Consider the following 13346-nt stretch of genomic DNA (forward strand, 5'->3'; position numbering starts at 1 on the left):
TTAATAAGGATTTTTAGGTTTATCATTCTAATGTAACGGGTAAAAAACATAACATCCTTTTTTCATCGGAAAAGAGGTACTATCACGATTAAATTATTGCCCATTGGGATTAGCGGTTTCATCCATAAACACTATTGGATTGCTATTATTAAACAGGTGCCGAGGGGAAGATTTTCAGCGGAAATGGCTCAAGTTCCCGCAAGGTGGGCCACCTGTACCCGGAACACGAGGAGACGTTAGACTTCGTACCTATTTCTCTGTAAAATAAACTCATCGTTCCAAGAAGAGAAAATTACTGCATAGACATATATAAAAAGTGAAGGATTGCTCCTTCACTCATTCGGATCGATTTATTCTATATTTTACGATTTATATGGAGCACTTTGTCTGCCATATAACTATGGAAGAACCATTCTCCCATGGCGATAAGGAATGCGGCAAACAGAGAGCCCGCTAACAGGGAGTTTGTATTTTCAAAAAGGATCATTCCAAGTCCCCAAATCATAAAGAATGCTAATAGAAAATCTGCTGCGGTTGCGGTCAGGTTGCTTGTTTTCGGGAGGATCATCAGGTCGCCCGCAATATAGGAAAGCAATCCAAGCAACATGGTGATGACCAGCAAGTCGCCGGGGCTGGCAGCGAAGCCGAGACCTAAGACGAGATACAGAACGACGAGTGTCATAACACCCTTGATCGCGAATGCTTTAAAATGTTCCATTATTTCTCCTCCTTTGCCAATATCATTCCACCAAAAAAAGAAAAGTAAACCCATTGTCGCACTCGACTGAACGCGTGCCTGACCCCCAGTGATTCACCGCGGTGAATCGCCGGGGGTCAGGCACGCTTTTGTTTGGTAGTGTCCAAAAGCTTTCCCTTCGCTTTTAGTCTCCTATTTTAGTAAAATGGATTTATCTTTTCTTTTCATTGTATGTTGGAAACTCATGATCAGTACCGGGCTTTAGAAGGAGGAAGAAAGATGGATCCAGTCAATTTAGAGGCTGTACAGGAAGCTTTAGACAGCTTCCAAAATAAAGAAGTATATATTCATCTTGAAACGACGAACGGGGCATATGCATCACATAAGAACGAAGCTTTTTTCTCTTCCGGTGCCTATATCCGTAATGCAAAGGTGGTATACGAGCGAGCTAAAATAACAGGAATCGGGCCATTCCGTACAGGTTTGAAGATTCCGCTAGGCTGGGTGTACGCAGAGGGAATTACCCATTACGAAATAGACAGCAAAGGAAGACTGCTGCTAGCTGGCCACGATTTCGAAGGCAGGCTTGCGGTAGCGCTAGAAATCAGCGAAACGCCATTTCAATAAGCCTATCGCAAGATCGAAAGGAGATCATCAATAATGGAGAAAGAAAGTCATGTATTAGTGGTGTTCCCGCATCCGGATGACGAAGCATTCGGCGTCTCTGGCACGATTGCTTCGCATGTGAATATGGGTACTCCCGTCACATATGCTTGCCTGACACTCGGCGAGATGGGCAGGAACATGGGAAATCCCCCTTTTGCCAATAGAGAAACCCTTCCCGCTATCAGAAAGCATGAACTTCGAGAAGCGGCAAGAGTGCTTGGAATTTCCGATTTGCGCATGCTCGGATACAGAGATAAGACGGTTGAATTTGAGGATCCGGATAAATTGACTGATGAAATCAGCTCCCTGATTCAAGAATTAAATCCTTCTCTTATCATTACTTTCTACCCTGGATATTCAGTCCATCCAGACCATGAAGCAACAGGAGAAGCAGTCGTTAGAGCAGTAGGAAAAATACCGGAAGCTCAACGCACTAAACTGCATTGCGTCGCATTTTCGAAAAATACTAAAGAAGAGCTCGGCGAGCCGGATACTATCCATGATATTAGCGCAGTCGCTGATATCAAACTGGACGCCATCCGTGCCCACCGTTCCCAAACAGAACTCATGGTGGCAGAACTCGGAGAGAAACTGAAACAAAAGGATCCCCAAGCCTTGGCTTGGCTAAACATCGAGCGATTCTGGACATACAAGCATTAACGCACTAAACAGTGCCTGACCCCCAGCGCGGTAACGCGTTACCGCGCTGGGGGTCAGGCACGATTCACTGATTCACTGATTCATTGCTTCATTGATTCACTGTTGCACTAATCCACTCTATTACAGCACTGCACGTATTGCCTTGCTGACACCGCTTTCTTCATTCGTTCCGGTGATTTCATCGCACATTGCTTTGATTTCTTCTGCCGCATTGCCCATGGCCACACTCTTGCCTGCAATTCGAAGCATCGAGGCGTCATTGAAATTATCGCCGATGGCCATTGTCTCCTCTAAGGAGTAGCCCATCCCTTTCACAAATGCCTCCAGCGCAATTCCTTTTTGCGCATGCCTGCTCGTAATCTCGATGTTTTCCCTTCCAGAGGAAGTGACCTCAAGCCCTACAAGTGCACCTACTTGGTCATGTGCCGCACCTAGCGCTTTTCGATCAAATGAAAATCCAAGCAGTTTATAAATCTTGTACTCCGAGTGCTCAAATAAGTCTTCGTAATCTTCCACCTTATGTACAAGCCCTGCTTCGACCCGCTGCTTAGCGCCTTTCATCACTTTCTCCATCGGAATCTCGGGGTTCGCGCTAAAGATAATGTCCGCAATAATCGTCACAGCCTTATCTTCATCATTCGTATATGTCCCTTTATTCGTGTACACCTCGAAATAGACACCATTTTGCAACAGCAACGCCGCTGCCTCCCGCGCTTCCTGATCGCTCAATGGATTCGCCTCAAGCACGATCCCCTCTTTTGAACGCACCTCCGCACCATTCGCGCAAATAATTGGGCACTCAATCCCAGCCTTGTCCAACACATACCGTGCCTCCTCATAAGAGCGGCCCGTTGCAATCACGACTTCCACGCCCTTCGATTGGGCCTCTAATATTGCTGCCTTGTTCTCTGCTGTTACTTCCTGTGCAGGGGTAAGCAAAGTCCCATCCATATCGCTGGCAATTACTTTCATTATTTTCACACCATCCATTCGCCATATCGTATTCCAGCATTTTACCATATCTATCCCTTTTTCGCATTGACTAGCATTCCACCTCTACGCTCCATTCCTTATTCTAATTGCATCATTCCACCACTAATCAAAACCAATCCAGCTAAACAAAAGAAAGAAAACCCCTTTAATAAGGAGTCTTAAAATATATTCTTCTAGTTTACAACTAATGCTCTTCTGCCCATGGCATTGTAGACTTTGATAAATTGGCTCTTTGCCACTTTTACATTTTTCCCACCAGATTCACTGTCATTGAAATATACATAGTTGTTATCTACACCCGTTACCACGATACAATGAAGCGGTCTAGGGGCATAGATGGTTTTACCTTTAGATGTTTTCCATGTGCGGTTTTTTGGCATTTGATAGTTGATAGTGAACCACACAAGTGTTGGTTTTCTTTTCCTTACATAGTCTTCAATCACCCTGAAGTCTTTCCCATAAAGAGCGAGATTTCCCTTCCGATATTTGTCCGCTACTCTTTTCAACGGGTTCGGGTTAATGGTGAAACCTGTTCCAAATGGATTCCCAACATAGCCTACTTCTGGGTCTCCCCAAACCCGGATGGACCAATCTTTGTTTCTTATCAAAGCAGTTTTATCGTATGGCATTTGCCTTGCAATCGTTCTCATATCCACTCTCACACCATAGTAATTCAATGCCATCGTCAGCGCTACCGCTTCGCAGCCGGATGGGAGCATTGGTCTTTGCCTTATCACTGGAACATTCATCATGGTAGCAGGTTTCGGATCAGCAACTTGACCTGGAGCGGTTCCCGGCTTTTTCAAAAAAGCAGAACTTACAAATCCTGTTCTATTTTTATAGGAAACCTTATACCAAATACCGTAGCTTGAAATAAATTTAACTCTTTCCCCGCGTGGAATGGTAATCAAAATTCGATGTTTCGTTGAAGCGCCCGTTCTCATGTTTAAGTTATCCGTTGTTTGATATTCGACAACACTTACCGCCACTTTTCTTAGATAAACCGAACTTACAAATCCTGTTCTATTTCCATAAGCGACCTTGAACCATGAACCAGATTGAGAAATATATCTAACTCTTTTTCCCTTTGGTATAGTAGTCAAAATACTAGTTTTTGTTGACGCGCCGGCTCTCAAGTTCAAATTGTCAGTAGTGACATATTCTACTGATGCCGCTTCCACCTCAGTTGCTTGAAGCAACGGGGTTTCTCCTAATACCTGCACCAACATCAAAGCCACAGCTAGTTTAACCAACATTGTCCGAAGCTTGTTATTCATACCTTTCCACTCCTCTAAATTTAACTCCCCTTAACTTTATCGGCTTTTTCACCTAATATATTGAAGATTTAGGAGCGTAAAGATTTTAAATAATAAAAAAGAGACTCCGTATTTTGAAACCTCCCATAAGTTCGCTCTCTTTTAAGGTTACGCTTAAAAATTACCCTATCATCATATGCATTCGTTATACATAGCTGTCATCGTCTTATTACAGCCGAGTGACTGGAATAAGAACGCACATGGAGCTAACCATGCCGCCTTTTAAAAAAGAGCCTTTCACTATAGAAGTATAATTTTTCACCAACGAATTCATCACATTGAATCAAACCCTTAATAAAAAAGGGTTGGCAAATTTACTGTTTTGAATTAAAATTAAAAACTACTTATAAATATGTAACTTAAAGGGTGAATTTACTTGGAACCAGTCTTAGTGAAGAAGAAGTCTCTTGGAACCTTTTTTATCTTTGCCATACCGTCCTTTCTCGGCCTATTCCTGTTTATGGCTCCCGTAATGTACAAAGGAGATATCACGATTCCAATCGCGGTTTTATCAGGAATGATCCAAAAAGGCCTTGAGCCGTATTTGCCGGAAATCATGACCGCAATCGTTTGCTTAACCTTAATTGGAACGTTGGCAGCAAAAGTAATGCGTCCACAAATATTAAATAGAAATACTTTTCTGAAAAATTTATTTGACGTTTCTCCTGTCTGGATTATCGCGCGTTTGATCGGAGCGGTTTTTGCCGTCTGTGCATTATTTAAAATAGGTCCGAAACAAATTTGGTCGGACGCTACAGGCGGTTTGCTGCTTAATAGCCTCCTCCCGATATTGTTTTCCGTCTTTCTGCTGGCTGGTCTGCTTTTGCCGCTTCTTTTGGATTTCGGCCTGCTTGAGCTATGCGGAACACTCCTTGCGAAAGTTATGCGCCCGATATTCCGACTGCCAGGACGCTCTTCTGTAGACTGCATGGCCTCTTGGCTTGGTGACGGAACCATCGGAGTTCTTTTAACTAGCAAGCAATACGAAGAAGGCTTCTATACGAAGCGGGAAGCAATCATCATTGGAACTTCTTTTTCCGTCGTCTCGATTACCTTCTGTCTCGTAGTCATTAATACTGTAAAACTTGGGAATATGTTTGTGCCGTTCTATTTAACCGTGCTCCTGTCAGGAATTATTGCGGCAATCGTGCTTCCGCGAATTCCACCGCTTTCTCGCAAGGAAGACTCTTACTATAATAAAAAATCTGAAGACTACTCGGAAGACAATATCCCACCAGGATTTACTCCTTTCAAGTGGGGACTTGTCCAAGCGTTAGACAAGGCTGGAAAAAATAAAGGTGCAAAAGACTTTTTCGCATCCGGCACAAAAAATGTACTCGATATGTGGATGGGCGTCGCACCGATTGTCATGGCGCTCGGAACACTAGCACTAATCGTCGCAGAATACACCCCATTTTTCCAATGGCTAGGCGTTCCATTCATTCCGCTGCTGCAGCTTCTTCAAGTGCCGGAAGCAGCAGCTGCATCTGAGACCATGATGGTCGGCTTTGCCGATATGTTCCTTCCGTCGCTCATGGGTGCAGATATCAACAGTGAGCTGACTCGATTCGTCGTTGCTTGTGTTTCTGTTACTCAGCTGATCTACATGTCGGAAGTTGGCGGGCTGCTGCTCGGTTCGAAAATTCCGATTAAATTCTGGGAACTTTTCGTCATTTTCCTTCTCAGAACCTTGATTACGCTGCCAGTCATCGTGCTCGTTGCCCATTTTCTTTTTTAAATAGAGATAGGGGGAGGTGACTAACCTCCGTCCCTCTCACACCACCGTACGTACGGTTCCGTATACGGCGGTTCCAGTTATGTCTGACGCTGTATGTCATATCTTGCAGAAATACTTTTTAACCCTAGGGAAAGCCAGTAGGCTTTCCCTAGGGTTTTATGAAGAATTGGGCTCTTGGATATTCTCCAATAGGCTTTCCTCGTATTTCCCCATTCGTAAGCTTTTCCTCTTGGTACACCCAGTTCGATGAGTTTCCTGACTTTGGTTCGAGGAAGTTTCCATTCCTTCCACCTAATCATTCGCATTCTTCGATTTAGCCAGCCTTCCAGGCTAACAATTACTGACCGGGTATCAGCCAGGTGGTAATAGTTGACCCACCCCACTAGATATTCATTTAGGATATGAATCCTTGTCTCCATAGAGATTGAACTTCGCCTGCTAGTCAATTTCCTAGCTTTATCCTTAAACCGTTTTATTGCTTGAGGTGATATTCTCACCTTCGGTTTTAGGTTGCTTGTGAAACTGAAGCCGAGAAATTTTCTCTTCCACGGTCGGTCTACGGCACTTTTCTCCTTGTTCACCTTCAGCTTAAGCTTCCCCTCTATAAAATGAGTCATTGCTCTCATTACTCTTTCTCCAGCCCTTTTGGATTTCACATAGATGTTGCAATCATCCGCATACCTGACAAACCTGTGTCCTCTGCGCTCTAATTCCTTATCCAATTCATCCAGGACTATATTGGACAGGAGGGGGCTTAATGGTCCTCCTTGCGGAGTGCCTTCCTGGTTCGGACTGAGAAGTCCGCCTTCCATAACACCCGCGGTTAGGAATCGTCGAATCAAACGGAGTAAGGATTTATCCTCTATTCTCCCGGCTAATTTACTCATTAACCTGTCGTGGTTAACCTTATCGAAGAACTTTTCGAGGTCAATGTCTACCACCCATCTATATCCTTCTTCCATGTAGCTTTGCGCTAGTTTGACTGCCTGGTGCGCCCGCCTGTTCGGCCGGAACCCAAAACTACTTTCAGAAAAGCCTGGGTCGTACATTCTGGTAAGCACCTGGGTTATTGCCTGTTGAATGAAACGGTCCGTCACGGTCGGGATTCCTAATTTCCTTTTCCCTTTGCCGTCTGGTTTCGGGATTTCGACTCGACGGACGGGGGAAGGGACATAGGTTCCCTCGGCAAGGGATTTGCGCAGTTCGCTCCAGTTATCCACGATATGTGCGCGCAGAGCGGTGACGGGCATTCCGTCCACTCCATGCTTTCCCTTGTTCTTTTCTACTCTTTTAATCGCGTTAAGTAGATTTTCCCGTGACAGGATTCGTTCCATTAACATTGATATAACCTCCTGCGTAAATAGGGTTTCTGTTTGTGTTCTTCCATTCTCCACCCTGTCCTATTGACCCCCATGGATTCACCATTTCTTTCAATAGACAGGTTTCTCTGTTTTCTGTTTCACTGAATGGCAAGATTCGCCTAGCCCCTATTTTCCATAACTGGTTCAGCCCTTCCTTATCCTCTTAAGCGGACAAGTACTATGGCTTCTGCTGACGCCTGCCGTTCAACCTACCCTCACGGATAGGCTTACCGCATGAGTACGGCATTCCGACAGGTTCTCCCCGGGTAAGAGTACAGACTTTCCTTCCACGTCTCCGCCTCATTTACTCTGTGGCACCTTCGGCAGTAAGGGCTTTGTCTTGTTTTGCAGACTCACCCAATGCCACCTAGCCTTATATGAGGTTCGTGTTCCTCGGAGCGGAAGTTTGCCGCCGACTTCCTTCAGATATAAGGGTCGCCCCTTATACCCTTGTCTTGAGCTACAGCTACTACTGCCTTCACTGTTCAGGACTTTCACCTTAGAGCCTGTACCCATGCCGGGCACACAAAATAGAGCTGGTTCCCCAAAGGAGACCAGCTCTTCTTTCTGTTATTGACATTGGAAGGAACGGATTCGGTTCAGGTCAATTCCAAAGTATACCCATCCGCTGCGGCGTCTCCAACGATAGCCAGCAACCGATCTGCGGCCGACAAAGGTCGGGTAGTACCAAAAGCTATTCCCGTTGTTGAGCCAAACATAGGTGAAACGGTAGAGACAGCGTCTAATTCCGCCCGGGTCAACCGCATAGAGTGATGGCGAAGAAGCAAACTGTGGTACATACCCTGGCGGTGGCGAAGATGGCGGTCCTCCACCTTGGCCCCCTCCTGGGAAGCCTCCTCCACCCGGAAATCCTCCTGGGAAGCCTCCTGGGAAGCCTCCTCCACCCGGAAATCCCCCACCTTGCCCTGGCGGCTGTCCAGGAAACACTTCACCCTGGTAGCCATAAGGATCCATATATGCCTCGCCATATGGATCCAAATAATTATCGTAATAATTTTCACCAGTCGTATACATATTTTCCATAGAATCCGCGTCGGCTGGATACTGGCCGTTGTACGGATAAGGATAGTAATTCACAAAGAGCATCCCCTTTCTGTCTTCTCTCGCTGTAAGATATGCACCCCTTGATTTTTTGGTGCTTAGCCTATGAATGTTTTAACGAGGCAGCCTTTGCTGCAAGCTCCTCATGTATCTTTTCAGCCATCTTTTCAACAAGAAGAAAGTCCATTGCTTCCACATATATATCTTCCAGATCATCATGCAGGCTGTTCGCCTTCGCTAAAAAGGAAGTAGCCTCCGCCATCTTTGCTTTATACCTTTTACCAACAGAATCGATCTCTTCTTCATACAGCTCATCGGTACCCGGTGCAATGGTCCGAGAATACATGTCGATGATTTCGTCACTTTCCCGATCAGGATAGTACTCATGAGGCGCGGTGCTGTCAAAAATTGCGAAACCAAGCTCCCGCACAATCACCATATCGAGACTGTTTGGATCAAATCCACAATGATAAACCTCGGCGTCAAAGCCGCGCCGTTCCGCTTCAGATGCAATCTTTTTCAGCATCGTTGACTTGCCAGAACCCGGCCTTCCTTTAATTAAGTATCGCTTCGCAAGTCCCTCTGTCAGGTTTGGAACAAAATCAACTGCACCCATCGGGGTTGCAGCACCGAGGAAGCGGTGGCGGACTGTAGACTTTTTTTCCAATTCTTTTTTTCCAAAAAAAGCTGCTAGCAGCTCTTCTGTCAGTGCATTCGCTGCCTTGAAATCCATGTTTTCGATATAAAATCTTTCCCATTCATCATGGATTTTGAGTGCCTCAGCAAAACAGGCATACGCGTCCGAGAATGCTCGGCTGATCTGAGTTGAGAGACCCTCAATTTCCTTTCGCTTTTCCCTTAGCTTGGCTGCATCCCAAGCCTCTCCAAGATTGATATATTGCTCAACTGCCCCCGGTACTCTAGGCTCAATAATATGCGGCGCTGTTCCGTCGACGATTCCGAAGCCAAGCTCGCGGATGATAAGGCCGTCAATTGAGTCATTGTCCGAGGCACAGTGGAGATACTCCAGATTGTAGCCTTTGGCATTCCACTGCTTGCCAAGCCGCTTCATCAAAGAACTCTTGCCAGTTCCTGGTCCCCCTTTAAGGATAAAAACACGGTCAAGTCCCGCCAGATTGGAATCATACAAGCTATAGAACCCCCGCGCCGTGTTGCCGCCTGCAAAATAATTCAGCACTTTTCCTGTCATACAGGACACTCCCTCCGTCCGCCAGCCGGCGGCTTTTTCGCTTCAGTTCAATTTATGCTGCAGCTCCCCGCTGGGTGAATGCCCATTTTTTAATTTGTAGGAAATGCCACTATTTTAATGGGTACGTGCCCTGGAGGAGGGAGGAGTGTCCACGGAAAACGCGCCACGGCTGCGTTTGGTTGATAACTTTGTATTGTTGGTTGATTTCTCCCCAAAAGTGGTTGATTTCCGCCGCAAGATGGTGGATAACTCGCAACTCGTGGTTGATTCTATCAACATGTTGATTGATTCCGCCCTCCACGGAGAGAAAGAGGTACTAGATTAGAAGCCTGACATTCAACATTGTCGCTTGATTCGAGGAACATAGCTCTCTTAGCGACTTTTTTTCATGGGTACGTGCCCTGGCGGAGGGAGGAGTGTCCACGGAAAACGCGCCGTAGCTGTGGTTGGTTGATAACTGCGCGAAGTTGGTTGATTTCTCCCCAAAAGGGGTTGATTTTCGCAGCAAGATGGTGGATAACTCGCAACTCGTGGTTGATTCTATCAACATGTTGATTGATTCCGCCCTCCACGGAGAGAAAGAGGTACTAGATTAGAAGCTTAACATTCAACATTGTCGCTTGATTCGAGGAACATAGCTCTCTTAGCGACTTTTTTTAATGGGTACGTGCCCTAGAGGAGGGAGGATCGTCCACGGAAATCGCGCCACGGCTGCGTTTGGTTGATAACATTGTATTGTTGGTTGATTTCTCCCCAAAAGTGGTTGATTTTCGCAGCAAGATGGTGGATAACTCGCAACTCGTGGTTGATTCTCTACGAAACTTGGTTGATCTCTCTCCCCGAATAGTTGATTCTCTCACCAACTCGGTGATCCCGTCCCGACCATGCTTGATTCCATGTCCAGGCACTCCTGATACCCCACTCCACTCCGGTCCTCGCCAATAAAAAAGCCTAGATAAGCATCCAGGCTTTTCCCAACACCAATATTAGTTTTTCACCAATTCTGCCAGTTCAGCTTCTGCTGCCTGTACTAAATCTACAGGGGCAAGCGCAATTTGGAGCCCAATTTTCCCTGCGCTGACGATCATTTCTGTTAGTTCTCCCGCACTCTTGTCTATGAAGGTTCGATAGCTTTTTTTCATGCCGAGTGGGGAGCAGCCGCCGCGCACATAGCCGGTAAATTTTTGAATATCTTTGACGGGCAGCATTTCTACTTTCTTCTCCCCTGCTGCTTGTGATGCCTTTTTCAAGTCAAGTTCTGCAGCAACCGGGATGATGAACACATAGATTTCCTTTCCGCCTGACGTTGCCACAAGTGTCTTATACACCGTTTCCGCAGGCCGGCCGATTTTTGCCGCAACGGAGACGCCGTCGATTTTTCCATCCTTGTTATCATAAGTCAGCAGCTCGTACTGGATCGATTTCTGGTCGAGCAGCCTCATTGCATTGGTTTTTGCAGCCATTCTTCTCTCTCCTTCTCTTGAATAATCGCTCTCCTGCCAACGGAGATGTACGTGAGACCTGCCTTCTCAGCAGCACCGGCGTGTAGCAGTTTCGCCCATCAAAAAGCACTGGCTATTATATCCACATCTTATAGCTCTCGAGGGTAAGACCCGCAATTTCAGGCCCCTCTGTTACAAGGAACGCCATTTCAGCTCCATGCAATGCTTCTTCTGAAGAAACAGCATACACTAGCCTTTCCCCAAATCTGTTTCAGCATTTCCTTGAGTCCAGGCTCATATATCGGACTGCGCCCAACCTTGAGCAGGTTTATTTTTCCATCCTCGGTATCGTAGCAAACTTACCCGATGGCCCACTTCAGCAAAGCAAACCCCTGTCACTAGGCCGACGTACCCTTTCCCCGCAACTGTGATGTTCAATTATGTCTGTCCCTTCTTTACGTTCTTTTTTATCATTTTACCATCAACAACAGCAAATTCCTTTGGAAAAAGAAACCCACTAGGGAGTTCCGTTGAATAAATCGGCCAGTGCCGGGTAAAGGTGAAAGGAGCAGGATATTTTGTCCGAGATACATTTTTTCACCGAATCAGTAAAAATTAACAGGAGTAGTAATTTTGGAGGAGGATGCATTGATGAAGGAAAACAATAAAAGGATGCCCCAATTTCCTGAGCCGTTCTGGCGCGGGACAGCTGATCTCCCGTCTTTCCCAAAGCTTTCCGAGGACCTTGAAACAGAAGTAGCCATCGTTGGCGGAGGAATTACCGGGATTACAGCCGCTTACCTATTGGCTAAGGAAGGCGTGAAGGTGGTCTTGCTCGAAGCAGGAGTTATATTGAACGGAACGACAGGCCATACAACAGCGAAAGCGACCGCGCAGCATAGCATCATTTATGATGAACTGATTAACCACTTCGGCGAGGAAAAAGCCAAGCTCTATTACCAAGCGAACCATAATGCACTGCAATACATGAAGGACCTGATTAAAAACAACAACATTGATTGCGATTATTCCGAAGAGGATGCGTATATTTATACGAATTCCGGCAGCAAGCTGCAGCAGCTCATGGACGAATTCAAGGCATATGAAAAGCTTGGGATTGCTGGGGAGTACGTTTCTAAGATTCCGATTCCAGTCGAGGCGAAGGCCGCAATTATCATGAAGGACCAAATGCAATTTCATCCACTACGATACTTGAAGCATCTTGTTGAGGAAATCACGCGGTTGGGCGGGCAGATTTATGAACACACAACAGCTGTCGATATGGAAGAAGGAAATCGCCCAGTCATCACGACAAGGGACGATCATAGAGTAGCATGCCAGCAAATGATCATTGCATCTCACACTCCTTTTTATGACCTGAAAGGTTTTTACTTCAGCAGAATGTACTGGAGCCGCTCATACGCGATGGCAATTCAGACGGAGAAAGAGTTCCCGGGTGGGATGTTTATCAATGCGGAAACTCCTTCACGTTCGATGAGGTCGGCTCATTATAACGGTGAAAAAGTCATTATTTTTGGCGGTGACAGCCACGATACAGGGAAGAAAGAAAACACGCATTCATATTACGAAGCGATTGTCGATTTTGCTGAAAAAAACTTCGGTGTCAAAAGCATCCCGTATCGCTGGTCGGCGCAGGACCCGATTACGCTTGATAAGGTTCCATTCGTCGGCAAGTATTCCTCATCAACGGACAACATTTTCGTTGCGACAGGCTACCGAAAATGGGGAATGACAAACGGGACAAATGCCGCCATGATGCTGGCAGACCGAATTGTCGGCAGGGACAACCCATATGCTGAAATGTTCGAACCACAGCGATTCCACGCAGATCCTGATGTATTGCAATTTATCTCGTTCAATGCTGGGGTGGCAAAAGATTTGATCAAAGGGAAGCTCGACCGCCCAACCGCTGATCCGGATAGCCTTGGCAAAGATGAAGGAGCAGCAGTGACAGTAGATGGCAAGCGCGCCGGCGCCTATCGCGATAAGGATGGGGTCCTCCATCTTGTTGACACTACTTGCACGCATATGGGCTGCGAACTGAACTGGAACACCGACGAACGCAGTTGGGACTGCCCATGCCATGGCTCCCGTTTCTCTTATAAAGGAGATGTCATGGAAGGTCCGGCAGAATTGCCGCTGAAAAAGCTATCAGAGGAATGAAAAAACGGCCCGAGGGC

Annotated in this window: 12 protein-coding genes and 1 pseudogene; 5 read left to right on the forward strand and 8 right to left on the reverse strand. The window is 46.2% G+C overall.

Translation table 11 applies throughout. From position 1 onward, the window contains the following. Positions 1-355: 355 nt before the first annotated feature. Entirely contained in the window at positions 356-718 is a 363-nt protein-coding gene (locus tag BQ5796_RS16465) for a DUF2512 family protein (RefSeq protein ID WP_071461459.1), read from the reverse strand. 258 nt (positions 719-976) lie between these two features. On the opposite strand from BQ5796_RS16465, the gene BQ5796_RS16470 reads away from it, so the two are divergent. Both BQ5796_RS16470 and bshB2 read left to right on the forward strand, forming a co-directional pair. Further along, on the forward strand, positions 977-1324 hold the full coding sequence (locus BQ5796_RS16470; RefSeq protein ID WP_071461460.1) for a YojF family protein: 348 nt from the start codon (positions 977-979) through the stop codon (positions 1322-1324). A gap of 33 nt (positions 1325-1357) precedes the next feature. Then, on the forward strand, positions 1358-2023 hold the full coding sequence (gene bshB2 / locus BQ5796_RS16475; protein WP_071461461.1) for a bacillithiol biosynthesis deacetylase BshB2: 666 nt from the start codon (positions 1358-1360) through the stop codon (positions 2021-2023). A 120-nt stretch (positions 2024-2143) separates the two neighbouring features. Here the strand turns inward: bshB2 and BQ5796_RS16480 are convergent, their stop codons facing one another. Next, positions 2144-3043 carry a Cof-type HAD-IIB family hydrolase gene (locus BQ5796_RS16480; protein ID WP_346190303.1) on the reverse strand — a complete coding sequence of 300 codons (900 nt, stop codon included), beginning with the start codon at positions 3041-3043 and terminating at the stop codon, positions 2144-2146. A gap of 146 nt (positions 3044-3189) precedes the next feature. Continuing rightward, positions 3190-4293 carry an SH3 domain-containing protein gene (locus BQ5796_RS17745; RefSeq protein ID WP_083413204.1) on the reverse strand — a complete coding sequence of 368 codons (1104 nt, stop codon included), beginning with the start codon at positions 4291-4293 and terminating at the stop codon, positions 3190-3192. A 415-nt stretch (positions 4294-4708) separates the two neighbouring features. Here BQ5796_RS17745 and BQ5796_RS16490 point away from each other — a divergent pair, with 415 nt between their 5' ends. Further along, complete coding sequence (locus BQ5796_RS16490; protein ID WP_071461462.1) at positions 4709-6070, forward strand: YjiH family protein; 1362 nt, start codon at positions 4709-4711, stop codon at positions 6068-6070. Positions 6071-6147: 77 nt separating this feature from the next. Here BQ5796_RS16490 and ltrA read toward each other — a convergent pair whose 3' ends face one another. The 3 genes from ltrA to BQ5796_RS16505 form a co-directional block, all read right to left on the reverse strand. Then, positions 6148-7410 (reverse strand): group II intron reverse transcriptase/maturase, encoded by a 1263-nt coding sequence (ltrA, locus tag BQ5796_RS16495; RefSeq protein WP_071461463.1) that lies wholly within the window; start codon positions 7408-7410, stop codon positions 6148-6150. A gap of 591 nt (positions 7411-8001) precedes the next feature. After that, entirely contained in the window at positions 8002-8538 is a 537-nt protein-coding gene (locus BQ5796_RS16500; protein WP_428839326.1) for a hypothetical protein, read from the reverse strand. 58 nt (positions 8539-8596) lie between these two features. Then, a complete protein-coding gene (locus BQ5796_RS16505) occupies positions 8597-9703 on the reverse strand; it encodes a PRK06851 family protein (RefSeq protein ID WP_071461464.1) in 1107 nt (368 codons plus the stop codon). A 145-nt stretch (positions 9704-9848) separates the two neighbouring features. Between BQ5796_RS16505 and BQ5796_RS16510 the strand changes: the two genes are divergently transcribed. After that, the gene (locus BQ5796_RS16510; RefSeq protein WP_071461465.1) at positions 9849-10028 is read left to right on the forward strand and encodes a hypothetical protein; all 180 of its coding nucleotides are present in this window, start codon (positions 9849-9851) and stop codon (positions 10026-10028) included. 661 nt (positions 10029-10689) lie between these two features. Here BQ5796_RS16510 and ybaK read toward each other — a convergent pair. Together ybaK and BQ5796_RS17750 are read right to left on the reverse strand one after the other, a co-directional pair. Further along, positions 10690-11166 carry a Cys-tRNA(Pro) deacylase gene (gene ybaK, locus BQ5796_RS16515; RefSeq protein WP_071461466.1) on the reverse strand — a complete coding sequence of 159 codons (477 nt, stop codon included), beginning with the start codon at positions 11164-11166 and terminating at the stop codon, positions 10690-10692. Between the two features lie 251 nt (positions 11167-11417). Next, positions 11418-11583 (reverse strand): annotated as a pseudogene (locus BQ5796_RS17750) (UDP-glucose 6-dehydrogenase); the annotation flags it as partial. 213 nt (positions 11584-11796) lie between these two features. On the opposite strand from BQ5796_RS17750, the gene BQ5796_RS16520 reads away from it, so the two are divergent. Then, entirely contained in the window at positions 11797-13329 is a 1533-nt protein-coding gene (locus BQ5796_RS16520; protein WP_071461528.1) for an FAD-dependent oxidoreductase, read from the forward strand. Positions 13330-13346: the final 17 nt, after the last annotated feature.

It is taken from the genome of Bacillus massilinigeriensis (assembly GCF_900111815.1).
Classification (GTDB): domain Bacteria; phylum Bacillota; class Bacilli; order Bacillales; family Cytobacillaceae; genus Mesobacillus_C; species Mesobacillus_C mediterraneensis.